24 protein-coding genes and 1 other RNA gene are annotated in these 25,903 nt (G+C 38.5%); 13 read left to right on the top strand and 12 right to left on the bottom strand.

Annotated features, from left to right (window positions below):
- Positions 1-178: 178 nt before the first annotated feature.
- Both ABIS04_RS13775 and ABIS04_RS13770 read right to left on the bottom strand, forming a co-directional pair.
- Entirely contained in the window at positions 179-1,231 is a 1,053-nt protein-coding gene (locus ABIS04_RS13775) for a GGDEF domain-containing protein (protein ID WP_350431432.1), read from the bottom strand.
- A gap of 377 nt (positions 1,232-1,608) precedes the next feature.
- Positions 1,609-2,334: a YebC/PmpR family DNA-binding transcriptional regulator gene (locus ABIS04_RS13770; RefSeq protein WP_140234819.1), complete on the bottom strand. Its 726-nt coding sequence runs from the start codon at positions 2,332-2,334 to the stop codon at positions 1,609-1,611.
- A gap of 406 nt (positions 2,335-2,740) precedes the next feature.
- Between ABIS04_RS13770 and ABIS04_RS13765 the strand changes: the two genes are divergently transcribed.
- Positions 2,741-2,989, top strand: coding sequence for a TIGR02922 family protein (locus ABIS04_RS13765; RefSeq protein WP_140234818.1), 249 nt, complete (start codon positions 2,741-2,743; stop codon positions 2,987-2,989).
- A gap of 100 nt (positions 2,990-3,089) precedes the next feature.
- Here ABIS04_RS13765 and ABIS04_RS13760 read toward each other — a convergent pair whose 3' ends face one another.
- The gene (locus ABIS04_RS13760) at positions 3,090-3,683 is read right to left on the bottom strand and encodes a TetR/AcrR family transcriptional regulator (RefSeq protein WP_350431431.1); all 594 of its coding nucleotides are present in this window, start codon (positions 3,681-3,683) and stop codon (positions 3,090-3,092) included.
- Between the two features lie 145 nt (positions 3,684-3,828).
- Here ABIS04_RS13760 and ABIS04_RS13755 point away from each other — a divergent pair, with 145 nt between their 5' ends.
- From ABIS04_RS13755 to ABIS04_RS13740, 4 genes are all read left to right on the top strand, one after another.
- Positions 3,829-4,872, top strand: a complete 1,044-nt coding sequence (locus ABIS04_RS13755) for an alkene reductase (RefSeq protein WP_350431430.1) — start codon at positions 3,829-3,831, stop codon at positions 4,870-4,872.
- Positions 4,873-5,135: 263 nt separating this feature from the next.
- On the top strand, positions 5,136-6,458 hold the full coding sequence (locus ABIS04_RS13750) for a leucine-rich repeat-containing protein kinase family protein (RefSeq protein ID WP_350433439.1): 1,323 nt from the start codon (positions 5,136-5,138) through the stop codon (positions 6,456-6,458).
- A gap of 200 nt (positions 6,459-6,658) precedes the next feature.
- Positions 6,659-6,850, top strand: a complete 192-nt coding sequence (locus ABIS04_RS13745) for a ribbon-helix-helix domain-containing protein (RefSeq protein ID WP_011636565.1) — start codon at positions 6,659-6,661, stop codon at positions 6,848-6,850.
- Between the two features lie 250 nt (positions 6,851-7,100).
- The gene (locus ABIS04_RS13740) at positions 7,101-7,445 is read left to right on the top strand and encodes a zinc ribbon domain-containing protein YjdM (protein ID WP_101032423.1); all 345 of its coding nucleotides are present in this window, start codon (positions 7,101-7,103) and stop codon (positions 7,443-7,445) included.
- A 746-nt stretch (positions 7,446-8,191) separates the two neighbouring features.
- Here ABIS04_RS13740 and ABIS04_RS13735 read toward each other — a convergent pair.
- The 3 genes from ABIS04_RS13735 to smpB form a co-directional block, all read right to left on the bottom strand.
- Entirely contained in the window at positions 8,192-9,079 is an 888-nt protein-coding gene (locus ABIS04_RS13735; RefSeq protein WP_350431429.1) for a hypothetical protein, read from the bottom strand.
- Positions 9,080-9,684: 605 nt separating this feature from the next.
- Positions 9,685-10,040, bottom strand: a transfer-messenger RNA (tmRNA) gene (gene ssrA / locus ABIS04_RS13730).
- Between the two features lie 145 nt (positions 10,041-10,185).
- Positions 10,186-10,677 carry an SsrA-binding protein SmpB gene (gene smpB / locus ABIS04_RS13725; protein WP_137226400.1) on the bottom strand — a complete coding sequence of 164 codons (492 nt, stop codon included), beginning with the start codon at positions 10,675-10,677 and terminating at the stop codon, positions 10,186-10,188.
- Positions 10,678-10,914: 237 nt separating this feature from the next.
- Here smpB and ABIS04_RS13720 point away from each other — a divergent pair, with 237 nt between their 5' ends.
- Both ABIS04_RS13720 and ABIS04_RS13715 read left to right on the top strand, forming a co-directional pair.
- Positions 10,915-11,352 carry an SRPBCC family protein gene (locus ABIS04_RS13720; protein ID WP_137226401.1) on the top strand — a complete coding sequence of 146 codons (438 nt, stop codon included), beginning with the start codon at positions 10,915-10,917 and terminating at the stop codon, positions 11,350-11,352.
- Entirely contained in the window at positions 11,342-11,677 is a 336-nt protein-coding gene (locus ABIS04_RS13715) for an RnfH family protein (RefSeq protein ID WP_140234810.1), read from the top strand. Before ABIS04_RS13720 ends, ABIS04_RS13715 begins: the two co-directional genes overlap by 11 nt.
- 113 nt (positions 11,678-11,790) lie before the next feature.
- On the opposite strand, the gene ABIS04_RS13710 is transcribed toward ABIS04_RS13715, so the two are convergent.
- Positions 11,791-12,294 (bottom strand): outer membrane protein assembly factor BamE, encoded by a 504-nt coding sequence (locus ABIS04_RS13710; RefSeq protein WP_137226403.1) that lies wholly within the window; start codon positions 12,292-12,294, stop codon positions 11,791-11,793.
- A gap of 334 nt (positions 12,295-12,628) precedes the next feature.
- Between ABIS04_RS13710 and ABIS04_RS13705 the strand changes: the two genes are divergently transcribed.
- From ABIS04_RS13705 to aceA, 5 genes are all read left to right on the top strand, one after another.
- Complete coding sequence (locus tag ABIS04_RS13705) at positions 12,629-13,465, top strand: SAM-dependent methyltransferase (protein ID WP_350431428.1); 837 nt, start codon at positions 12,629-12,631, stop codon at positions 13,463-13,465.
- Positions 13,466-13,774: 309 nt separating this feature from the next.
- Positions 13,775-13,987, top strand: a complete 213-nt coding sequence (locus tag ABIS04_RS13700; protein ID WP_350431427.1) for a hypothetical protein — start codon at positions 13,775-13,777, stop codon at positions 13,985-13,987.
- A gap of 5 nt (positions 13,988-13,992) precedes the next feature.
- A complete protein-coding gene (locus ABIS04_RS13695; RefSeq protein ID WP_350431426.1) occupies positions 13,993-15,735 on the top strand; it encodes a diguanylate cyclase in 1,743 nt (580 codons plus the stop codon).
- Positions 15,736-16,905: 1,170 nt separating this feature from the next.
- The gene (aceB, locus tag ABIS04_RS13690; RefSeq protein WP_350431425.1) at positions 16,906-18,561 is read left to right on the top strand and encodes a malate synthase A; all 1,656 of its coding nucleotides are present in this window, start codon (positions 16,906-16,908) and stop codon (positions 18,559-18,561) included.
- Between the two features lie 92 nt (positions 18,562-18,653).
- The gene (gene aceA / locus ABIS04_RS13685; RefSeq protein ID WP_137226408.1) at positions 18,654-19,970 is read left to right on the top strand and encodes an isocitrate lyase; all 1,317 of its coding nucleotides are present in this window, start codon (positions 18,654-18,656) and stop codon (positions 19,968-19,970) included.
- Between the two features lie 814 nt (positions 19,971-20,784).
- Here the strand turns inward: aceA and ABIS04_RS13680 are convergent.
- A complete protein-coding gene (locus ABIS04_RS13680; RefSeq protein WP_140234804.1) occupies positions 20,785-21,375 on the bottom strand; it encodes a nuclear transport factor 2 family protein in 591 nt (196 codons plus the stop codon).
- Positions 21,376-21,432: 57 nt separating this feature from the next.
- Positions 21,433-22,257, bottom strand: coding sequence for a M90 family metallopeptidase (locus tag ABIS04_RS13675; RefSeq protein ID WP_140234803.1), 825 nt, complete (start codon positions 22,255-22,257; stop codon positions 21,433-21,435).
- A gap of 319 nt (positions 22,258-22,576) precedes the next feature.
- Here ABIS04_RS13675 and ABIS04_RS13670 point away from each other — a divergent pair, with 319 nt between their 5' ends.
- Entirely contained in the window at positions 22,577-22,789 is a 213-nt protein-coding gene (locus ABIS04_RS13670; protein WP_041413444.1) for a DUF3820 family protein, read from the top strand.
- Between the two features lie 179 nt (positions 22,790-22,968).
- On the opposite strand, the gene ABIS04_RS13665 is transcribed toward ABIS04_RS13670, so the two are convergent.
- The 3 genes from ABIS04_RS13665 to ABIS04_RS13655 form a co-directional block, all read right to left on the bottom strand.
- Entirely contained in the window at positions 22,969-23,472 is a 504-nt protein-coding gene (locus ABIS04_RS13665) for a GNAT family N-acetyltransferase (RefSeq protein ID WP_350431424.1), read from the bottom strand.
- Between the two features lie 59 nt (positions 23,473-23,531).
- A complete protein-coding gene (locus ABIS04_RS13660) occupies positions 23,532-23,834 on the bottom strand; it encodes an NrfJ (RefSeq protein ID WP_137226415.1) in 303 nt (100 codons plus the stop codon).
- 176 nt (positions 23,835-24,010) lie between these two features.
- Positions 24,011-25,747: a bifunctional UDP-sugar hydrolase/5'-nucleotidase gene (locus ABIS04_RS13655; protein ID WP_140234801.1), complete on the bottom strand. Its 1,737-nt coding sequence runs from the start codon at positions 25,745-25,747 to the stop codon at positions 24,011-24,013.
- Positions 25,748-25,903: the final 156 nt, after the last annotated feature.

Below are 25,903 nucleotides of genomic sequence, written 5' to 3'. Positions count from 1 at the left end.
TCTTGGTCTCAACATAGTGCAATGTCACAGCCTTATAAATACAATCTAGTTCGATGACAGACCCTATTGTTTTTTGATGACAGTTAATGATAAGTCGAGGTCATCGAGTAAATGACAGCATTAATGCGGTAGTGATAAGTTTATCGAATAATTTAACTCATAGGCCGATAGAGGCTGCTTACTGAGGATATACTTGGTTTCTACCATTCTTTTTAGCTTGATACAGATACCGATCGGCATTATTAATCATCTCATCAATAGTTTGATTATCGGTTAACTGTGAAATTCCGATACTGATGGTCAGGCTGATGTCTTGTTCATGACAATACACGCTATGACGTTGTACGTTAATGCGAATTTTTTCTGCAATGACAAAAGCTTGTTCAGCTGAAGTTTGCGGGAGAATAAACAAGAACTCTTCACCTCCCCAACGGGCAACACAATCTTGCTGTCTTACACTTTTTGTAAATACTTGTGCTAGCTCAGTAAGCACCATATCGCCGCAATTATGACCATATTTATCGTTGACCATTTTAAAATGATCAAGATCGCAGAGCAAAATAGACAAGGGATCGTCGTTTCTTGATGTTCTTGATTTTTCTTGCTGCAAAATGGTTAACGCATTACGTCGGTTAGCCAGTTTCGTTAACGGGTCTGATAACGCTAATTGTTGATATTTTTTGCTTAATTCCAATGCACTTTTGAAGGATATCATTCTTAAATATTCATATAATGCGGAGAGGAAAGTAGTGGTTAGAAATGACAATATTAACCGTAGTTTGAATTCCATTGAATAAGTTACATGCGGGATACTATCAGTAGGTAAAAATATAATAATAGCAATAACAGTCAAGAAAAACGCAAGGTTAATTAGACCAGATGTTAACCCCAGTATATAAACGGATACTGGCGCCACAATAAAAATCCACAATGGCCCCGTTTGTTCGACCCCGCCAGTAAACACCAAATAGAACATTAATAAATACAATGAGTAAATCGTAATATAAGAGCTAAGTTTAAGTGTTTGGTATTTTTTGAGACTAATGTAAGCGAAACAATAAATCATACTGGCGAAGAATAGCGTAATGGTTAACTCATGATTACTATTAAATAAGCTTATGAATCCCATCATAAAAGTCATTGACATTCCGACGAGTGAAAACAGGGATATAACGCGAGTTTGCTGTTGGTCTGCGTTATTTTCAGTTTCATTGTTCATAAATGTTAGCAATGGTTAATCCTTTAAACACTTTGTGGCAGAAGTGAAACTACGATTGATTTCAAAGATGTTTCATATTCAATAACAATATGTATAGACGTTACCATTCAGATTGCCATGAATTGAACTTATATCAAATGATCTTTTTAAAAGTGCTCAACTAGATTGCAATGATGAACACAATAATAATGCTAAATGTTATAACAAGCTTTACGTCAGATACCAAGTATTATGGAAGACTATGTCTTACCAGTAAGGCTTGTAACAGTGATGAGACGAAGGGGAAAAGTGCTCTGCTTGATTATAGATCGTTATTATTTGCTTTATCGGTTCTGTTGCCAAGCGTTCTAGCACTTAGGCTTAGAACGCTTTAACAGACTTCGTTTGAGTTATTCTTCGTCGTTAATATCTGCATTGTGGTAAACGTTCTGTACGTCATCACAATCATCAAGAGCGGCTAAGAACTTTTCAAAACTTTCAACATCTTCACCAGTGATTTCCGTCATGGTTTGTGGCACAAATGCTAAATTCTCTACCTTAAAGTCAATTTCTGGGAAGGCTTCAGTTAATACAGTACGGGCATTGTTAAACTCAGATACTGGCGCATATACGCTGATGATGCCATCTTCTAGTTCTACATCGGCAACGTCGACGTCAGCCATCATAAGCAATTCAAGAATGGCTTCATCGTCTTCGCCATCAAACACAAATACAGCCTGATGTTCGAACATGTGGCCAACCGTACCTGGGCTACCTAATTTGGCATCATTCTTAACAAATGCTTGGCGAACCTGAGTAAATGTCCGATTACCGTTGTCTGTTAAGCAGTCAACAATTACCATGGTTCCGCCAGGACCAAAGCCTTCATAGCGGGCGGTATCATAATCTTCACCACCACCACCACGAGCTTTTTCAATGGCACGTTCAATAACGTGTGCTGGAACTTGATCTTTCTTCGCACGGGCAATCAAGCTTCGTAGTGCAAGGTTGCCATCTGGGTCAACACCACCTTTAGCACAAATATAAATCTCTTTACCGTAACGTGAGTAAATACGTGTCTTTTGGCCAGCGGTTTTCGCCATGGACTCTTTTTTATTTTGATATGCTCTGCCCATCTTAATCTCGTTTTATTAAATGTTTAAGGCTAAAAATTGTCATCGATTCTAGCAGGAATAAGTTGTGCTGTTTAGGTGCTGGCTCTAAATTTTATATAAATAGCCTCGATAACAGCATAAATCTTACCAATTTTAGAGTCTACATTTCATAAAGTCTTGGTGCATTATTCTTACTTACATCTCACGTGTGTTAACTTTATGTATCAATTGTTTTGAATCGATAACACTATTTGATAGTATGTCTTTGTTTAATACAAACCATAAAATAAGGGAAAGGATCTCTCATTTGGTGAAACCGATATTAATAGACCATCGTTTCACCTATTTATCCTGAGATGTGTTGATGAATAATATGATCAATATCATTTAAACAATTAACCACTAAGCTTGAACTGAGAGTCCAAATATGAAATCTGAATCTGCCGAAGCAGGTCAACCACCAATTTCGACGGTAACCGTGTTGTATTATGATGCACCAGTCGGCCTTGAAATGTTCAATGCAGTGCTGACTGATTTACACATCAGCCAAACAGGCCGAGTTATGATCCCAGAATCATTTCGTCAAGGTAAATCGATTATTGCAGTTCTAGAAGGCGAGTGTAAGATATTGAATTCATTAGGTGAACGTGTTTATGCTCAGCGCGTAGTGACTTAATATTATGATTCAATGATGTAAATTAAAAAAAATAAGACACCATAAGGTGTCTTTTTTTGTGCTGTTTGATATGTGTGTAGCTTACAATCGGAGTGTTACGCTACAACGAATTATTGCATAATAAATCGGCCAACAATTTATCAGCCAAAGGCTGTAATACTTCTGTGTTAGGTTCAGTGTGAGCCACGGTCCGTAAACCGTATATTCCCATCACCAAATATTGCGCTAAAAATTGACTATCGCTTTCTTGTGATATCAACTGTTGTACTTTTGCTGTTTCAAACACTGATGCTAATGATTGATGCCAAAGCTGCAACATTTGGCAGGTTATTTGTTTAATTTGTTCATCTTGCTCACCCATCTCACTTAATGATTTGGTCAGTAAGCATGACTGAGTCGCATCACAACTTAAACACTCTTGTACGATCACCGCTAAGTAATCACCTAAGTTGTCTATCGCAGAGTGGTCATTAGCAAATAATTGCTCAAACTGGTCACTGCGATGTTGTTGATATTGTTCAATCGCAGCAATAAACAAGCCTTTTTTATTATCAAAGGCACAGTAAATTGAACCTGGATGCAACCCCGTGGCTTTAGTGAGATCTTGCATGCTGGTTTTAGCGTATCCATTGACTAAAAAGGTGCTCATGGCAGCACGTAAAACTTTTTCTCTATTAAATTCAGCGTGTCTCATATCTGCTCACTTTTGGTCAATAACAAAGCGTGATAACTCTTAACACTCAAGTCTAACTAAATTTGAATATACATTCAAAATTTACTTGAATGTATATTCAATTAAGATTAATCTTGAATGTATATTCAAGATAGGAGTTAGTCAAATGCTGGCCAATTTATTTACACCTTACAAACTCAATGACACCTTAACATTATCAAATAAGATTTTAATGGCACCGTTAACGCGTTGTATGGCAGATGATGATCTTGTGCCGACGCAAAAAATGGTAGATTACTATGCTCGCCGTGCAGACGCGGGTCTTATCATCAGCGAAGCGACCATTATTCGCCCTGACGGCCAAGGTTATCCAAATACCCCAGGCTTATTTACTCCAGCTCAAATTAATGGCTGGCATGTTGTCACCGATGCAGTGCACAAAAATGGCGGTAAAATGTTTGCCCAGCTTTGGCATACTGGTCGAGTTGCACACCCACACTTTTTTGGTGGTGGCGAGGTGTTATCTGCTTCAGCACAAGCGGTTGAAGGTACTGTGCCTAGAATGCGTGAATTGGTTTATCAAACGCCAAAGCCTGCCACGTTAGACGATATTAAGCAGTTAGTCGTAGATTATGCTCAAGCCGCTGCAAATGCGATTGAAGCCGGTTTTGATGGTGTTGAAATACATGGTGCAAATGGTTATTTAATTGACCAGTTCTTACACCATGACAGTAATCGTCGTGATGATGAATACGGCCAGACTCCAGAAAAAATGTCTCGTTTTGCCTTAGAAGTCGTTGATGCTATTACAACCAGAATTGGCGCAGACCGCACAGGGCTTCGCTTATCTCCTGGTGCTTATTTCAATATGGCCGCGGATCCGCGTGACCGTGCAGTATTTGATTATTTATTACCAGAATTATCAAAACGTAATCTCGCATATCTACATGTAGGAATTTTTGACGATTCAACTCAGTTTGATTATTTAGGTGGCAGTGCATCTGCGTACATGCGCAGTGTTTACACTGGTACATTAGTGGGCGTTGGCAGCTATACCGCAGAAACGGGTAGCGCTGCAATTGAAGCTAATAAATTTGACTTGTTAGCTATTGGTCGTCCATTTATCGCTAACCCAGACTATGTGGCAAAAGTGCGTGATGGCGGTGAATTAGTTACCTACACCGACAACATGCTAGCAGAACTGATTTAAGCCTGTTTGTTATTTTTTGTTTGTTGTTTTGCGTTAACCACTTCAAGTGAAGTGCCAATAACGTAGTTTGTAGGAATCCCTTTCCCATGCTTATGTTAGGCGCGGGGAGTGGCGCTAAAATCATCAACCCCTATTTTTGTTTTTTAGCATCCGTCTTGACCACAGCTTTAGCTGTGGTTTTTTTTGGTTAAAGTTTGTAAGACATTTGTCTCAGTGAGTGTAGTCCATTACTATGACGGCAATTTTTGGCAAAGAGAAACATGATGCAAACACTGCAGCAATTAAATAATGGTTCGTTAAAAGGTTATCAGCGGGTCACTATCGCAGAACAACTGACGGAGTTTCCTGTAAAACTGTTTGAGTTAGCAGATACCCTAGAAGTACTCGATCTTAGCAATAACCAATTATCGTCATTACCCGATAACTTTGCCGACTTGCATCAACTTAAAATCTTGTTTGTATCGAATAACCTATTTGAACATCTTCCTGCTGTATTAGGCCTGTGTCCAAAATTAGAAATGATAGGTTTTAAAGCCAATCAAATTCGCACAGTATCTGAAGCATCTATTCCAAAACAAACCCGTTGGTTAATATTAACCGATAACCACATTGAGCAATTACCTGACAGTTTAGGTCAATGTTATCGTCTCGAAAAACTTGCGTTAGCGGGTAATCGATTAACCGCATTGCCTAATAGCATGGCAAACTGTAATCAATTAGCTCTAATTCGCCTGTCTGCTAACCAGCTCACCGAGTTGCCCGATTGGTTATTTAGCTTACCTAACCTAGCGTGGTTGGCTTTTGCGGGGAATACATTTAGTCATGTTGAACATTGTGATAATACTCGGGTACCTACAGTGCCATTAACCCAATTTAATTTAGGTAAGTTATTGGGGCAGGGCGCATCTGGATTGATTTACCAAGCAACTCACCATGCTAAACACTCAGATAAAACCAGCTTTAGTCGTGATACTGATGTAGCGATTAAGTTGTTTAAGGGCATGGTAACAAGTGATGGTTATCCAGCAGATGAGCTTGATTGCTGCTTAACCGCTGGCGAGCACCCAAACCTGATTAATGTGGTTGCACAAATTAATCAACCAGAGCAACTGGGTTTAGTGATGCAACTGATTCCGCCAAGCTATGGCAATTTAGGTTTACCACCGTCATTACAAACCTGTAGTCGCGATACTTTTGATCCCGAAACCGTATTTACTTGGGAACGCATTACTCATATCGCCAGCCAAATGGCTGATATTTTGGTTCATTTACATCAAAATGGTATTAGCCATGGTGATATTTACGCCCATAACATCATGATAAATATGCAAGATGACGTGTTGTTTGGTGATTTCGGCGCCGCATCAAATTTAAATCAATTTGTCCCACCGCATCTGCAATTAATGCAAGCTATTGAGGTTAGGGCCTTTGGTTATTTGGTCGATGACATGCTAAACCTCATCGATAACCCCAACACACCACAAGCGGCAATGTTGCGTGAATTAGTGCAAGATTGCTTGCATCACAGTTTATCAACAAAACCGAGTTTTAAAGCGCTGTTACCACGTTTAGCGAGCATTGCTTAACAGATAAACACACTCGGGCTAAGGCATGATTAGGTTTAACCTGCCTAGTTGTTTCTTAGTTTGAGTGAATAGCTCTAGTTAATGGACTGAGTTAATCGCTCGAGTGAATCGTTCTGCGAATAAAGAATACAGAATATGGTCTTTAGCCACACACTGGATTATAATCAAATTATCATGTCGTAATGAAAGGCTCGCTCACTGTGGAAAATAAAACTGCACGTTTTACTGTATTAATGGACCCGCTAAAAAAGCAGGCATTTGAACAACTGTGTGCCGCTCAAGATCTCACTCCATCACAAGTCACCCGTCAGCTTATTCGCGAATATCTTGAAAAGCATGATGTGAGTTTTGGTGACAATCAAAGTCGTCCCAATCCACAAGTAAAAAGCTAAGTTTCAATTCGCCTATTGTTATGCTATTGATTACGCACGTGGCTACGATAGCCGGTACGTTAACGGATAAAGTGGATCTGTTGGTTATCACCCTAGGGTAGTCAATTTGTGATAATAGCATTATAATGCCATTACAATATTCGGCAGGGTAGAGACTTTTCTATTTAACGCCAATCGATAAAGCCTGTCGAACTGCGTATTAGCGCGATTAACTTGTTCGACAACTGCAAAGAACACAGAGAGTAAAGATATGAGTGATGTAATCCCGCCATGCCCAAAATGTGAGTCTCCGTATGCTTATTCAGACGGCACATTATTAATTTGCCCAGAATGCGCCAATGAATGGAACCCAAATGAAGAAGTGGTTGATCCTGACGCAATCATTTTAAAAGATGCCAACGGCAACTTATTAGCAGAAGGCGACAAAGTCACCTTAATCAAAGATCTTAAAGTAAAAGGTTCATCACTCGTGCTTAAAGTCGGCACTAAAGCAGTAATCAACCACTTAGTCGACGGTGACCACGACATCGATTGTAAAGTTGATGGCAATGGCCAAATGATGTTGAAATCGAAGTTTGTGAAAAAACAAAGCTAATAGCAATTAACCTAATTGTTATAAGTGCCCATTAATCAACTTTAGGCTGATTAACAAAAAATCCCCGCAGGCAACAATGCCATCGGGGATTTTTTATGGACTCCGGTTCAAGTCCCGCCGCCACATCTTACTTGATAGTGGAGTGATAAATAGTTAAGAATCTCGAAAGTGGAGTATTTTTGAGGGGTTTTTTGAGAGTTGCTAGATACTAGGTGTTATGTGCTTTGCTGCCTAGTGGCGATACTCAAATGAAATCGATTCTATGACACGCGGTAAACCCATCCATGGGCGCTCTGCGAAAACATCCATGTTTTCGAAGGTCATAGCCGCGATTGCACCCGAGTCTCGGCTATCTTCGATTAAGTCTTTTTGTAATTTCTGTTGAATCTATTTCTGATAAAAATCCTATATTTTAGTTTTTCGTGTTTTTGATGTTTTTGATTTAATCTATGTAGATAGTAAGTCATTAAAATTATAAATTTCTAGTGTAAACGTTGAACAAGATACTGAGGCTAGAAATGCTCAATCCTAAGTATGTTGTCATGTAGCGCGAAAACGCAGAAGAAAGGGCTGATATTCAATTTGATGGTGATGCAAGTGACAATGCCAATCAGTTAAAAGACACGTTTGACCCTGAACAAATAGATTGCTCTGTGTATCCAAGGCTAATGATTTGCGAAATGGAATGAGTATCCAAATCACAATATCTAAACTATATACAGTTCAGATTTTGTGATTGATTAAATTTATTTTCCGAAGAGTTTTGGTGATAATTGTTCTAAGGTTCTGATATTTATACTCATGTTTGTTTTTTCATCAGGTTTGATAAATAAGTGTGCTTGCTTATCAAAATAAACAAAAGGTATTGAATTCTGGTATGAAACGGGTACAAAATAATAGAACTCACCTAATTCACTTTTAGATGGGATATTTATTGCTGCTTGTATGAATGTTAGATAACTCATTTTTGGAAGCCCAAAAACAAAGAATTTACCAACTGTACCATCTGGTGTAACGGTTGTTCTTGCGAGTAATACTGGAGCATAATGACCAGTAGCTACACAATCAAGTTTATCAGCTACCCCTATTTCATCTTGATGTTTTTCAAACAAATTTGGCCTTCTTAGGCATTCATCACCATGGTACACGTATAGATCAGAAGATTTGTATCTAAAAGTATGAGAAAATTCCAAACCATACATTTCCGTTGCACCAATAGAAATCATTTTACTCAAAGTTTTTAATGCTATTTCATTTTGGTCTTTGCTAAATGAATCGACAGGAATATAGGCAATACCATAGGCGTGGTTTAAAGGCGCGTCACTAGAGTTTCCACCTAGGATACTCAAAAAAGCACCTCCCATACCACCGCCAAATGCCGCACCAATAATACCGTCAGCCGCGTAATCTAAACCGCTAGAGCTAACATCACTACTTTCAGGTATATCTGCATCACGTAACCCATTATGCAAGCCTAAGCTCCCCTCAACCACGTTCATTGCAAAACTCGCGTCAGGGTCATAAACGAAATCATCGTTAGATTGTGGTGTATATGGGTCAGTTGAAGCACAACCCACTAGGAGTAGGCTTGCGATCATGCTTATTGTTAATAACTTTTTGTTTAGCGCTTTCATTCATTTACACCTCTCCACTATTTATAGTGCATAGATTATCATTGTTTTTAGATTGAGCTACCGAGGGGATCACAAACCTACAAATTGCTTGTAGCAGTAAGATACCGTTTCCCTAAAGTGTCTTACTATCTATTACCAACCGCATCATCAATGTTAATAGGTATAGAGCGATATTAGCGCTGCCAAAACAGACACTAATACTTGCTCACGGCTTCTCTGGCAAGCGTGTATTCGTCTATATGTGTTATGTGTGCATATTCTCATGCATCGCGATCACCTAATACCCTCTATACCGATAACAAAATACAGAACGGCAACAACTAAATTGGCGGGGGGAATGTCGATGCTATCGACATGAACACTAAAAAATTTATTACATGTCGATTAAATCGATTTTTATAAACATGTTTTATAGACTTTTAACATCAACATTTTGTTGAAGTTGTGGGTGTTTCAACAGGCAGGCCGTTTTCCCTCCTTGGTCGAGTGTGGGCGAAGCGCCAAGACGCTGATGTTAGATTTGAAAATGAAATAATGTATAAAATTACCATGTAAAAAAGACAAACAAAAAGGGCTTAGCATTGCTGCTAAGCCCTTCTATAAATTGGTGGAGGCGGCGGGACTTGAACCCGCGTCCAGAAAGCCTACATCCTCGGCACTACATGTTTAGTCTCTCTTTTATTTAACCAAGCAGTCTCCGAAAGACAGGATGCTACTTGGTGAGTCCGGTACTATTTCGCGGTTCACCCCCGGACGGAGTTCCCTCGCTAGCACACTGTAATATGACCATCAGAATCCACTGTCCACGTGCGAAACGTGTGGTTGATGGCTAGCTAGCCTAAGCTGCTAGAGAGTAGTTAGAGTCGTTTGCAACTATAACGGTGCGGCTTTTTACGAGGCCAACCGCCCCTCGACATGCTCCTTGGGTTTCGTGAATCCTGTCGAATCCAGAATCGCCCCCAATTGAGTTAACTATAACGCTTTGTTAGATGAATACCTAGTGTCCATTAACAAAATATAATCGTTTGTTCACTATCTGTTCGTTATAGGCCTATGTTCAATAACAACTTATCAGTTTCAATTGTTTTAGTGGCCTATTAACGAGATTAAGCACTCTCTTTATCTTTTTTCATTACGCGGGCTTTTTCTATTTTCCACTCGCGCTCTTTGGTATCTTCACGTTTATCGTGATCTTTTTTACCTTTACCTAAACCAATTTCAACTTTTACCCAAGCACCTTTACGCCAGTACATTGATAATGGCACTAAGGTGTAGCCTTGGCGTTCAATTAGGCCGGCAAGTTTGTCAATTTCTTTGCGCTTTAACAGCAATTTTTTAGTTCTGACTGGGTCACATATTACATGGGTAGAAGCAGTATTAAGCGGTTGAATAGTACAACCATGCATAAAGGCTTCGCCTTCTTTAATATAGACGTAACAGTCAGATAAGTTGACTTTTCCCATGCGGATGGACTTAACTTCCCAACCCATAAGTTGTAATCCTGCTTCGACTTTTTCTTCGATGCGGAATTCAAAAGTTGCACGTTTATTGCGTGCAATGCTCGCTGAGGAATTTTTTGTTGATTTCTTTTTTACCATTTTATTACCGTTCTGATTGTCGTTGTTGACCGAAGGATGGTGCTGGACAACCCGCAGTGAGCCCATTTGATAAACTCTAATATATAAGAGATATGGGGGAGATTTATGATATTACAACGATTATACCCAGTTTCTTGGTGATTGTGTTATTTCCAACGAGATTTAACCACTCTCTAAGATGCCTTTTTTATTTAACGTGATAAAATCGAACTATTGTATTAAGGATAGTGATGTCAGATGCCCAAAATTTCCAAGAATGTACTGGTTAGATTTAGTGCCTTACAGATGTATGATTTAGTCAATGATGTTGAGTCATATCATGCTTTTTTACCGGGTTGTGTCGGCGGGAAGGTACTTGAATTTGATGGTGAAACCATGTTGGCCTCGGTTGATGTTAGTAAAGCGGGGATCAGTAAAACGTTTACTACACGTAACCAAGTGATTGAAGCTAAATCGATTACCCTTGAACTAGAAAATGGCCCGTTTAAGTATATGCACGGCTTATGGAAGTTTACTGAACTGACCGAAGATGCTTGTAAAGTTGAATTTGATTTAGATTTTGAATTTTCAAACGTGCTCGTTGATATGGCGTTTGGTAAAGTATTTAGAGAGTTAATGTCGTCGATGGTGATGGCATTTACTGACAGAGCAAAGGTGATTTATCGTGACGAATGAAACAGAAAAATTCTCGGTAGATGTCATTTACGCATTGCCTAAACAGCAAAAGATTATTTCGGTGATGGTGTCGCCGGGAACCACATTTATTGAAGCGGTTAAGCAAAGTGATATGGTTAAGTTTTTTCCTGAGATTAATCTTGAAAAGGTTAAGCTTGGGGTATTTAGCCGTCAGGTTAAACATGATGAGGTTCTTGTACCTGGGCAACGAGTTGAAATTTATCGACCGTTAATTGCCGACCCTAAAGATGTGCGTCGCAAGCGTGCTGAAAAAGCCAAAGATGAAGGCCGCATTAATAAAATTACTGGTGCTAAAGTTAATTAACCTCAATTCGTAAGACGAAAGGTTAAGTTTTTGGTGGTTATATAGCAAAAAAGCAGGATTCTCGTGAGAGGTCCTGCTTTTTTATTCACATAAATCACATGTTATTGTGTGATTTATGTTGATTCATTATTTTGTTCAGCTTGAATGTTTAACTCTGGACGTAACTCTTCAACCAAAGGTTTACTGTCGGGGCGAATTTCAGGTAAAAGCGGTTTAACTTCAGGCTCGTTCACCGATGGTAATGAACTTTCTTCAAGTGGAGTATTAAATTCCGGGCTGAGATCATAATCTCCAACAACACTCGAAATTTTGTCTCCATCAAAGTGAATGATCAATTCTTTATGCGTAATACTGGCATCTCGACCACTTTTGAAATGGTATACATAGTACCAAGTGTCATCTGAGAAGCTGTCGCGCAATACTGGGCGGCCTAAAATATATTCAGCTTGTTCTTTGGTCATGTCTATACGAAGTTTGTCGACTTGCTGTGTTTCCATGTAATTGCCTTGCGGCACATCTGGCTTGTAAATCAACCAATCAAAAACACTGCATCCGCTAAGAGATAATGTAAGCGCTACTGCGCTTACAAGGGTAAGACGTTGTTTTTTGTTTATCATTGTCTGCGCTAGTTCCTAAATTCTGTCGGTCATCATACCCAAGCTGTCCCCATTCTGACAAGGGGCTATGAGAATATGTTGTGATTTTGAGTCAATTTAACGTGCTAAGTTCCATTTTAGTGTGACAAATATATTTATCGAAAACTTTGAACTTTATTCAACCTTGTATAAATAATGTTGGTATGATGTTGTTCAAATGTGATGATATTCAATTGTTTGATTTAAACACTCGAACTAAAACTTATAAATATCAAGTACTAAATGGCGTAAGCTTTTGATTATTTGAACATATGCTTTATTTTAAACAGTAATGATTACAACATAAGAAACCACGATGACGATTGAGCAATCACAGAACACAATATTAACTAGCCCAAAGAAAGGCAATCTTGTTTGTGTTGGCACTGGATTACAACTTGCCGGACAAGTCGGTGCATTGAGTTTGAGTTATATTGAGCATGCTGATGTGGTTTTTTCACTTGTTCCAGATGGTTTTTGTGAGCGTTGGCTTAAGTCTCTCAATATAGATGTCCGTTCGCTTCAACCTTATTATGCTCAAAAAAGTGAGGTCAAAAATCGTCGTGATACTTATGCTGAAATGGTGGATGCGATCTTAGACGAAGTTCGCCTCGGTAAGTTAGTTGTATGCGCTTTATATGGTCATCCTGGTGTATTTGCTTGTGTAGGGCATTTATCCATTAAACAAGCTCGCTGTGAGGGTTTTAACGCTAGTATGTTACCGGGGATTTCTGCAGAAGCTTGTTTGTGGGCGGATTTAGGCATTGACCCCGGAAATAGTGGCCATCAAAGCTTTGAAGCTACGCAGTTAATGCTTTATAACCATGTGCCAGATCCTACTACGCACCTTTTACTATGGCAGATAGCTCTTGCAGGTGAACATACCTTGACTCAATTTGGTACGACTACAGATAAATTGCAGATTTTGGTTGAACACTTAAATCAGTGGTATCCGCTTAGTCATGAAGTGATTATATATGAAGCAGCAAATTTGCCATTTCAATCACCTGTTATTGAGCGTATGACGCTATCCATGTTACCAGATGCTAAATTAACGATGATTAGCACATTATTGATCCCCCCCGCTAGTAAGATGAGTCTTAACCACGAAATGCTGGCCAAATTAGGCATAACAGATTTAGATATTGGTTAAGTATCTTGATGGCTGCTCACTAATGATGTAATAAAAACATAGTATGCTTAAAAGGACAGCTTTTTATCCATAAGCTAAGGATGGATATTACTGAGGAACATTATTCAATATTAGCTTAATAGGCATTGTTTTTATGGATAAAAATATTTTTTAGGGTGTGTTGTGTCTGTAGTGACGATAAAGTAAATGGTTATAATTTTTTTGTCGACGGAGCGACTCAGTAAAGTTAAGGTTGTTACTAAGAATAATTACATTAATGTAAATTTTGGTCGTTAATTAAAAATATAATTTAGAATTTAAGGTTACGATATGTCGAACATGAATACATTTTTCACCAAGCTTGGAACTGACGCTCTTTTATTGGAATCATATAAGCTTGATCCTCGTGGCATTATGAAGGCGAATGGATTAACAAAAGAAGAAATTGAAGCTGTAATGTCTGGAGATAAAGCAAAAGTTAGCAAGTTGTCAGGTGATAAAGAAATGTCCATGTATTTGCTTGTAGTAAACCCCACGGAATAATGAAGTTGTCCTCAAAAATATTGTACTCTGTTATCATCGCACTGTTTTTAAGCTTTGCGGTGAATGCTGATAGCACCGATTATGATAGCGAATTAGATTCTATTGAACGGTCATTGCAGACAGATATCAATATTGCCATTGATAAAATTGATACTATATTATCCTCAGAATTATCATTAACCCCACAACAACATAGTCGTCTCTATGGGTTAATAAGTGCCAAATATATTTATTTAGGTGACTTTGCTAAAGCGGATGAAGTGTTAAATAAAGCGTTGTCGTTCAATCCTAGAGGGGAGCTGTTGACAAATATTTATTTATTTAAAATTACCGCAAATATAGGACTGAATAACTATCAAGAAGCCTTTTTTCTTTTAGAAAAAAATCTTGCTCGTATCGATAATTACCAAGATCCTAGAATAAAAATACAGTCATACAGTCGTTTAATGAATGTGTATTTAGAGCTTGGTGCTTATGATGAGATACTACGGATTGCACAATTATCATTGAATTTAAATCAAGGCAAAGACCCTAAATATCAATGTTATTTGATGTTGTACCACGCCGTGGCTCATTTAAAGTTAACTCATTTTGACCAAGCAGAAACATTATTCAAAGATACACAACTTTATTGTAAAGATAATGGTTTTCCATTGATAGAAATTATGTCTATCAAAGGACATGGTAATGTGCTGTTTGATAAAGGGTTATACGCTGAAGCTGAACCATTTTATCTTGTTGCTTTAGAACGCTATCAAAAGTTTAAATTTGAAGTCGAAATTAACGAAATACAATCTTATTTGAGCGTTATTTATTTTCATTTAGATGATTTTCAGCAAGCTGAAATGTTTGCGCAATTGGTTAATGCTTTACCTAATAAACCCAGTAATATGCAGGTAAAAAAGCGTGTTAATGAAGTGCTTTCTTTAATTGCAGGTAAGCGAGGTCAGTTTGATAAAGCATATCAGTTTCAAGTTGTTGCTTCTGCACTTGATAAGCAATTACTTGATGAACAAAAAGTAAAAGAAAATGCCTATCAAATGGCTCGCTTTGATAGCGTTGAAAAAAATCGTGAAAATACCAGCTTAATTCAAGATCATGAGCTGCTAATGAAGCAAAAAGATTTATTTATGAAAGAGAAAAGTTCGTCAGTCATGTTCTCTACCTTGCTTGTAGGTTTGTCTGTTGGATTATTGTTGTTACTGATATCTGCTTGGTTACAACGTAATCAATTCATGAAACAAGCTCAACGTGATGGATTAACTGGTATTCTTAATCGACGTGCAGGGCAAGAAATTGCCGAGAATCAGTTTGTTCAAACCCAAACTCTTGATGAACCATTTTCGGTATTATTATTAGACTTAGACTTGTTTAAACATATTAATGATCAATACGGTCATGCAACGGGTGATTGGGTATTAAAGAAAGTGACTAATATGATCAGTGACATGCTGAACCCGACTGATATTTTTACCAGAATGGGTGGGGAAGAATTTGCTATTTTTATGCCTAAGCAAACAGAGTGTGTTGCAACTGAATTTGCTGAATATGTTCGTAATGCTGTCGCCAACATTAATACTCGTTTTTCTGGACATGAGTTTACCATTACCGTCAGTATTGGTGTCAGTAGCGTTGGTAAAGATGATTTAAGCCTCGATCCTTTAATTCATCGTGCTGATATGGCCTTATATCATGCTAAGGCTATAGGGCGTAACTGCGTTGCTTGTTATACCGATGAGTTAAAATAATTCCCTTCATTGTCTGTGTTGAGTTAATGCTTAACTGGCATGACAAGCCTAAGCATTCGCGTGTTTAGGCTTTTTTATTATATAAAGGCTCATAAGCATGATTTTATCAAATGTTCTGTTTAGGCTAGAGCTTTAAAATTATTCATCCACATTTTTTCCGTAACATTGCTGGTCGCTTCTATGATAAAGCCAATGCTAGCTTACAAGCGCACACTTAAAAAATTGCTAACACCGCCTTTATCTGTGCGAGTATTTAGTTCGTTAACCCTTGCTCTGTCGGCTTAGCGTTGTCCTTCATTACCCTTATCTCATTTATCATAACTAACCGCTTAACATTCCTGCACGACTCACTCGTCCTAGCCTCTGGGTTGCTAATGCTAAAAACCTTCTTGGCGCATTTATTGTCGGTCTTTATGACATTTATTGGTTTATTTGAAAAATAATTTAATTATTTTTTCAAATAAACCAATTTACATGACCTTGTTGATCGGCCTACGTAACTCGTATTTTAATCATTAAAACACTCGATATTTTTAACGTTTACGTAAACGTAATAATTAAACGGTTGTTTGAATATTGCCATGTGGTGGGATTGCTTAATCTACTGTTTATTATGATGTTTTATTGATTACGTGCAGGTTAACTCAAAACGTTATTAAATTGTTTAATTCAATAATATAGACCAAAGTTTAGTAAACTTATGGTTACAATATGTTTTTTTATTACAACTGTTTTTACCATTTTAATGTGTTGGTAAATTGGTAAGATGAATTTAAGTTATCGTTTTTTTATAATAAGGTGTTTCATATTTTATTGTTATTTTACAATTGCCTATGGTTTTATCCTTATCTTGGTACGACCAATTTATGTGATCGTCATCAATGGTGTTTGAGTCATTTGGTAAACTGATAACTGTTGCAATTACAAACGTTTTTGGTTAGTTTTTAGTACGAAACAGACATTTGAAAGTTTTAGGTGATAACCGTTAACTTCACTTGAGTATCAATCGTTAACTGATTATTTGAACTCATTAAACGCATTCATTGTTTAAGCAGAGACATTAAGCTTTACGGATAAATGAGAGTGAGACGAATAGTAATTGATAACAAAATTCATTAATGAAGCAAGACAATTAGCATCAAAACAGACAGCATTAAGGGAGCCATTATTATGACGGCAGAACAATTGGTAGCTCAATACAGTAAGTCCACAGCAAATGCTGATGATTCGGTTAAAACCGATCTTACCTTTATCGGCCCCGCTATTAATGGGCAAGATGAAGTGTTTAACGATGGCGCAGTGGCTTTCCTTGATTCTTTATGTGCCAAGTTTGCAGATGAGGTGCCTAAGCTGTTAAAGCAGCGTAAGCAAAAGCAAGCTCGTATTGATAATGGTGAATTACCTGATTTTTTACCTGAAACCCGCGCTATACGAGATGGTAATTGGACCATTCGAGGTATACCTGCGGATTTAACTGACAGACGTGTTGAAATTACCGGTCCAGTGGATCGCAAAATGATTATCAATGCATTAAATGCCAACGTAAAAGTCTTTATGGCTGATTTTGAAGACTCTTTGGCGCCGAGTTGGCAGAAAATTGTCGAAGGACAAATTAACCTTCGTGATGCAGTGCGCGGTGATATTGATTTTACAGCGCCAGAAACAGGTAAGCATTATTCACTTAACCCTGATCCTGCAGTATTAATTGCTCGTGTTCGTGGTTTGCATCTCATTGAAAAGCACATCGAATACAAAGGTCAACCGATCCCTGGGGGTTTAGTTGATTTCGCAATGTATTTTTATCATAACTATCGCCAATTGTTAGTTAAGAATTCAGGACCTTATTTTTATATTCCTAAGTTAGAAAGCCATCTAGAAGCGCGTTGGTGGGCAAAAGTATTTGCTTTTGCTGAAGAGCGTTTTTGTTTGGAGCCCGGCACAATTAAATGTACCTGTTTAATTGAAACCTTGCCTGCAGTATTTGAAATGGAAGAAATCTTATATGAGCTTCGTTCAAATATTGTCGCATTGAACTGTGGCCGTTGGGATTATATTTTCAGCTACATCAAAACCTTAAAGAACTATCCAGATCGCGTGTTACCTGATCGTCAGGCAGTGACCATGGATACCAAGTTTTTAAGCGCCTATTCTCGCTTACTGATTAAGACTTGTCATAAACGTGGTGCATTAGCTATGGGTGGCATGGCGGCATTTATTCCTGCTAAAGATGAAGCCACTAACGAGCTAGTATTGCAAAAGGTGCGTGGCGATAAAGAGTTGGAAGCTCGCAATGGCCACGATGGTACTTGGGTTGCTCATCCTGGTTTAGCTGATACTGCAATGAAAATCTTTAATGATTACATTGGCGGCGGCAGAACAAATCAATTGCATATTACTCGTGATGTTGATGCACCTATTTTAGCCAGTGAGTTACTTGAGCCTTGTGAGGGTGAGCGAACTGAAGAAGGCATGCGTTTGAATATCCGTATTGCTTTGCAATACATCGAAGCGTGGATCCAAGGTAATGGTTGCGTACCGATTTACGGATTGATGGAAGATGCTGCTACGGCAGAAATATCTCGCACTTCTATTTGGCAGTGGATCAAACATGGCAAGAGCTTATCAAATGGCAAACTTGTCACTAAAGAATTATTTAAACAGATGTTAAAAGAAGAAACGGCCAACGTAAAAAAAGAGCTCGGTACTGAGCGTTTTGAAGCTGGCCAATTCACTAAAGCGGCAGCGTTATTTGAACAAATTACTACCTCAGATGAGTTAGTCGATTTCTTAACATTACCAGGTTATGAATTGTTGACCGCTGAATAGCAAGTTAACTATATATTTATTATAGAAAAATATATTTGGTAAGGTTAATCACTTTTACTTTGCCAACTTATTAATCTGGAAGGAGTAATACTATGACTACACAACTAACTCGTCAGCAACAGGTTGATGCAATTAAGAAAGATTGGGCTGAAAATCCACGTTGGAAAGGTGTTAAACGTCCATTTACTGCTGAAGAAGTTGTGGCATTACGTGGTTCTGTTGTACCTGAAAACACAATTGCGAAGCTTGGGGCTGCAAGATTGTGGAAATTGGTTAATGGCGGAGCTAAAAAAGGCTACGTTAACTCACTTGGCGCATTGACTGGTGGTCAAGCTGTACAGCAAGCAAAAGCGGGTATTGAAGCTATTTACTTATCAGGCTGGCAGGTTGCTGCAGACGCTAACCTAGCGGGCACTATGTATCCAGACCAATCTCTTTATCCTGCTAACTCAGTACCAGCCGTCGTGAGCCGTATTAATAACTCTTTCCGCCGTGCTGACCAGATCCAATGGGGTAAAGAAGTTAATCCTGGTGATGACAATTATACTGACTATTTCCTACCAATCGTTGCAGATGCTGAAGCTGGTTTTGGTGGTGTATTGAATGCCTTTGAACTGATGAAGTCGATGATTGATGCTGGTGCTGCTGGTGTTCACTTTGAAGATCAATTAGCGTCTGTTAAAAAGTGTGGTCACATGGGCGGTAAAGTTCTAGTACCAACTCAAGAAGCAGTACAAAAGTTAGTCGCTGCACGTTTAGCTGCCGATGTAAGCGGTGTTGATACCTTGGTTATTGCACGTACCGATGCTAATGCTGCAGATTTGATGACTTCAGATTGTGATGAATATGACCGTGAGTTTGTTACTGGTGAACGTACTAACGAAGGTTTCTATCGTGTTAACGCAGGTATTGACCAAGCTATTTCACGTGGCCTTGCTTATGCCCCTTATGCAGACTTGATTTGGTGTGAAACAGCTAAGCCTTGTCTCGAAGAAGCGAAGGTATTTGCTGATGCAATTCATGCACAGTACCCAGACCAACTGTTAGCGTACAACTGTTCTCCTTCGTTTAACTGGAAGAAGAATTTGGATGACGCTACGATTGCTAAGTTCCAACAAGAGCTATCTAACATGGGCTATAAGTACCAGTTCATCACGTTAGCGGGCATTCATAACATGTGGTACAACATGTTTGATTTAGCCTATGACTATGCTCGTGGTGAAGGTATGAAGCACTATGTTGAGAAAGTACAGGAACTTGAATTTGCTGCAGCTAAGAAAGGTTATACTTTCGTGTCGCATCAGCAAGAAGTGGGTACTGGTTACTTCGATCAAGTAACAACGTGTATTCAAGGTGGTAAATCGTCAGTAACAGCACTAACGGGTTCTACTGAAGAAGAACAGTTTTAGTCGTTAGCTCAACCGTTTTAAAAAGTTCGGTCACTTTGTGACTGTTGTCACCCGTACGGCTCACCTACAGGTCGTGCGGGTTTTTTATCCAAATATAATTGATTATAAGTAATGCTTAGTAGTTGATCTTGATTATTTGGGTACTTCCTGCCCGTAAGCTTTTACAACCACAAATTTGTGATTGCGGCTCTTGTGAGCCGTTTTTTTTTCGTTTAAATTTGAGCGAAACATGCTTAACACAGCAACTATTATTCATAATAAATTTATTTTATATTATGAGTTCTGGCATTGCGGTGAATGTTCATTTAAAAGGAAGATTAACGATATTAAATCGGAACTTTATGGCGATGGTTACAACATCGATCCATAAATGATTACAGCTAAGTATTTTTGATGGTCAATGGAGTTTGGCTATCAAACCAAACTTTGTTGATTTAACTTGATAGTTCTCTATTGATTTACTTATTGGACAAAAAGAGTTTTTGCAACAATACACCGCATAATTTATGCAAAACTCCTGTTTTAGACTCTTTTTACAAATGAAATTTTATTATTTCCACACTCAGTAAACTATAAATTATTAGGGTTGTTCTATGTCAGGTAGATAAAGTTCTGGTTTTATTTAAATAGGATAATTGATATCGTTTGACTCACTTAAATGAGCTCACCAATGTGTGTGTTAGATGGATAAAGTAGGGATGCTACTGAACAAGATGTAATGATGGTTAATCTTAGCAACAATGGTTAGTGGTTCGATCTTCAAAAAAGGGTAGCCATTATATATCGGCAATGGCTACCTTATATCCGTTAACCACTATTGCATAATTAAACTGGTAATTCGCTTCGCTTTATCGTTAGGAATTGGGAAGCTTAAATGATACTGAGCAATTTTCCAGCCATCAACTGTATGCACTAAAGCGCCCGTTCCTCGACTAACACCATAAGAAGGGCTATAAAGTTGTTCGTCAAACACGATAGTATCGTCAATTTGTAACAAGTGACGTGATTTCACATCGTAATGCCAACCCTTGGTGGGTTTAGCGTAGCCCTCAAACTCAACCATGTTCCAACGTTCTGATTGATCTGTGCCAATAAATACCGCTTGAGGGTGGTAAAGGCTAAAATAAGTGGTCCAGTCAGCGGCGGCAGCGCTTTCGTGTAATTGGTTTAATAATGCATTGACGGCTTGGCTGTCAGCTTCAGATAAGCCTTGGTTGTCAATTAACTCACTTTTCTGACTGATGTCTTTAATCACCGCTTCACTTTCGGAGCTGACTTGTTGACTCACTTGTTTGTTATTTTGCTCAGTTGTTGATTCTTCAGCTTCGATTGCGTGCAAGTCAAAGGCTGCCACAGTCGTCATTAACACGGCAATAAACCCGAGTCGGTGAATAATTGATTGCATAATATCCTTTTTAACATAATGTTCGATTGTTTTAATTTGATTATTTTACTTAGTATTTTAATGCCAATTTATGGGGTCTAGCTGATAAAATTGGCTCAATTCTTTATATAATTGTTGGTGCTGTTGGTAAAAGTCCACTGGGCGTTCAAAAAATGTTTCACTGATCACAGCAAAAAACTCAGCAGGATTGGTCGCACCATAATAGTTGAATAATGACGGGATATGCTGCTGAGCGCAATACTGTAATTGCTTAAATTCTTGCCCCAAGGTGGTAGACCATGAACGATATGAAGTGATGTCTCGTAAAGGTGGAGCACCATTTGCCGTACCATCTTCTTGATCAAGTTGGTGAGCGAATTCATGTATGACAACATTACTGCCATCAAATGGATCTGCAGCACCTTCTACTGTGCTGTTCCATGACAATACCACTTTACCGTATTCCCAAGACTCACCTAATAGGACATTACGTTGAGATGACTGTACCCCCGCGAGATCAGTTCGGTTTTGTTTAACAATAAATGCAGCTGGGTAGACTAAAACTTGCTTTAACTTAGGGTAATAATCGGTTTTACGGTTGAGTAATAATAAACAGGCTTGGGCCGCGATGGTGACTTTGACTTCGTCATTTATTTCGAATCCGTCACAACCGACAAATTGTTTCTCATTAATAAATACTTGAATATGCTTTTTTAGTTGAAGCTGCAAATCCGTCGGCATGGCTTTGAAGTAGGGAAAGCGTTTTTTTAATATATTGCGCCATAGTGTGGGGAATGGTTGGCTGGTGACAATGTTACGTTGACGGTTCAGGCGCCATTGACTACTGGTAATCCATCCTACGGCTGTTATCGATAGAACGAGCAAAATTACAATCGCGATCATAGAAGTTTCCTGATAGTCGAAGAGGGGCTTAAAATTATGATCATCAATGATTATTCATTGTCTAAGTTACAGGCCTGAATCACCGTCTTTTGTATTTATTAGGTATGTAATGATTAATGGGGCGGTTATTAAACAAATTCAAGCTTTAGCGATAACTAAATTATTATCGGTATGTAAACAATGAATCTTTGCAGTATTCATAATTTACATTTGTATAGGTTCAACAACGACTCATTACAAATATGATTGTCTCTTGGTGAAGCCTCTACGGCCAGTTACAATGACAATAGTGAACATAAAATGTTGGGAACCATAGATAATGAATGAGCAGCAATTGTTAGAGGCGATTAATCAAACCATGCCATTTGGTAAATATGCTGGCCGTAAATTATTACAGTTACCTGAACCTTACTTAGTTTGGTTTCATTCAAAAGGTTTTCCTGAGGGGAAACTCGGTGAGCAATTGGCATTGATGTATGAAGTGAAGCTCAATGGATTAGAAGAAATGCTACAACCCTTGTTGAAACGGTAATAATGGTAAGCAAGGGGAAATATTGGTAATAAGCGAAGGCTTCGATTGTGAATATACTAGATTGGCTTTGTCGCTAGTCTTTACTGGAGTGTAGAATAAGACATTTAAAATTAACGGTATCGTTTTACAAGGCTGTTGACGCTTTTATAGGATCTTGAGAACGAAGTCAGCCCTAGTATCTAGGTTGTTAATATTTTTTTCATGTAGAAACTGGTGAACATTTGCCCGCGTTTTTGTTGATAGTTTGTATGTTGCTCAGTAAAGCCCATTTTTTCAAATAACGCTTTGGATAAATATGATGCATCAACTGTTAGGTTCGGATATTGCTGTTGTAGTGCCCAGTGTTGTAAGTGTTTGTAGAGTGCGCTGGCTACGCCTTGGTGCTGATAGTTGGGATGCACATATAGGCAGTCGATGTAGCCTCGGTATTTAAAATGGGTTTCTAAACTAATAAAACCGATCACCTGTTGGTTGTCTAGCATTACCCATGCTTTATTTCGCTTGTATTGTTGTTGCCAGAATTTAGCTGAACGTGGTGCCGATGACCATACGTTGAGTTTGAGTTTTGGATATCTTGGGTGAACAATACCTTGTACCGCAGTGTGATATAACTGACTGATTTGAATTGCATATGACGCAGAAAAATCAACAATGTGCTTTGATTGTTTGATTGAGTTGTTCATAAAAAAAAGACCAATCGCTAAGATTGGTCAATTATGTAAGGTTTTATCAATAAAACGAACTATTTTTTATCAATATTGCCTACAAACATGATTTTATCAAATGTTCTGTTTAGGCTAGAGCTTTTAAAGTTATTCATCCACATTTGTTCAGAAACTTCTACTTTGTCGCCTTTGCTTACTTCAGTTTGTGGACCCGCAGCCCAATATGTTTCGTTAGCTTCTTTAAGTTGAACATAGGTATAACCACCGCTATTCATGGTGTCGAGAACTTCAGCTTGGTGTAAAGCGCCTTGAGCCCATGCAGAAGAAACACCTAAAGCCAAGGTGGCAGCGGCAGCAAATGCAATTAATTTAGCTTTCATGTATGTATTCCTATTTTGCCTAAAAAGAGTTGTTAACAAACAAATAAATTTTACGTTTGCACTATTTAACCATCTCTGCTTATCGTGGTCTGTGATCTACCGCGAATTATTGTTGTCTTTCAGCTGATAGGTGTTAGCAGTTGGTTGTTAAGTGTTAAAAGGTATGAATTTATCGTTTAATCATGATGGCTAATATAATTGACGTTTGCAAACAGTAGTCCATCAATAACACGCCCATGTTGACTGACAAAATCGATAAAAGCTTCTGGTAATGTTTGGTTGTTAATGGGTTGCTGCCAATGGGCATGGAGTAATGCTCCATATCCTTCTTTGCCTGCTGCAGTATAAGAGCTTGATACGCCTAGGTATAATTGGTTCGGTTGTAGTGGTTGCCATTGATCTTGTTTGTAGATTTCAATTTGAGTGATCCGCAGACCTTTAGCTTGCTTGCCATCATAAAAATAACGCAAACCATAAGGGTAGGGGAAACTACCTGCGCCAGTGCCCATTATGCCATTATTGGTTGCGGAGTTTATCGATGACTCTAATGCTTCGATAACATATTTACCCTGAATCTTATACAAGGTCAGTGGCAGTTCAAATGGCAAAATTCGGCCCACAACATCAGCTAATGATAATTGACCTTTGTGTAATGACTGCCTAACACCACCCGCATTATGTAATGCAAAATCGATAGCGGGTTCAATATTTTTAGCGGCTTTATACATACTTCGACTTACCCAAGGTGCAATTTCACTACCATGGGGTAAGTGCTTACTCGGTAAGCGAGTATGGACAAAGTCGCGTGGAATATGAGCAAGAATTTGGTTTTCTATCGCATCTAAAGATGGTCTATATTGAGTATGAATGACAGAGTGAATAACTTCATCATATTGTGCATCTTTAATACAGGGATGAGCAAAAAGTTGTGTTACTAATTTTGCTGCGGTAGTGCTGTCGGTGGTGTTACCTTCTTTAGTCGTTACTGTAATTTGGTCATCGATCATAAAATAATTGTTGCCTAACAATTCGATAACATTACCGTTCTGGTCAAAACATATATCCGCTAAACCAATGGTTTCTGCGTATTTCCCTGCATGCAAAATGGGGGTTGAATTGATTGTTTCGGCATACGGAATATTACTCCAACCTATATCACTTAGTTCACCTTGAAGTGTATGTGAGTGCCCGCCTACAATTAAGCTTATTCCATCAACTTTTGACGCGAGCTCCCGGTCTTGATCTAAGCCTAAATGGCTGAGTACAACAATGTGATAAATACCTTGTTGTTGCAAACGTTGTATTGTTCGTTGTGTCGTTTCTATGGCGTTAACAAAGTGGGTATCGGGATCGGGTCTAGCAATTAAGCGCATTTGGTCTAATGTGATACCAATTATTGCTATTTTAGTGTCATGAAATGGTTTAATTAACACTTTGGCCGTTTCAGTAGAGTCATCAAAATCGTACAGCATTGGATGGCCATAAAGTCGGCCTGCTTTATGGCGGTCTTCCTGGCTTAAATCCATATTACCTGCTAATACCGGAAAATCGATACGGTTTAGAAAGGCTTGAACAGGGCTGTTACCGGCATCGACTTCGTGATTACCGAGCACCATAGCATCAGGTTTTAGCAAGTTAAGTAAATGGGCGTTGGCTGCACCTTTAAATTCTCTAAAGTACAAAGTGCCTTGAAAACTATCACCGCCATGTAAAAAAAGAAAAGGTGATTGTTTGGCTATTGCTTGTTGTCTAGCTTGTTCAATTTGATAACCTAAACGCGCGTAACCACCAGAATGCGCTTCGAGGGTATAGATTTGTTGTTGATTCTCGAGACTAAACTGAACTGGACTGGGTTCAAAATTGGAATGGGTATCATTAATGTGGGCCAAGGTTAACGTGTAGCGTTGCTTCATAAATTCCCTCTTTCATTGGAAAACGATTCTAACATTGTTTTATGAATATGGGGTGCCAAATCACCTTAGAGTTTGGATTTTAATGTAATAACAAGGCTACTTTGATTACTAGCTAATCTTGGCAAGCATCTGTATAATTCGCCGCCCTGTTACAGG

The sequence above is a fragment of the Shewanella sp. H8 genome (genome assembly GCF_040285065.1).
Taxonomy (GTDB): Bacteria; Pseudomonadota; Gammaproteobacteria; order Enterobacterales; family Shewanellaceae; genus Shewanella; species Shewanella polaris.
The sequence above is the reverse complement of the archived record's forward strand: the minus strand, read 5'-3'. Positions and strand labels throughout refer to the sequence as shown.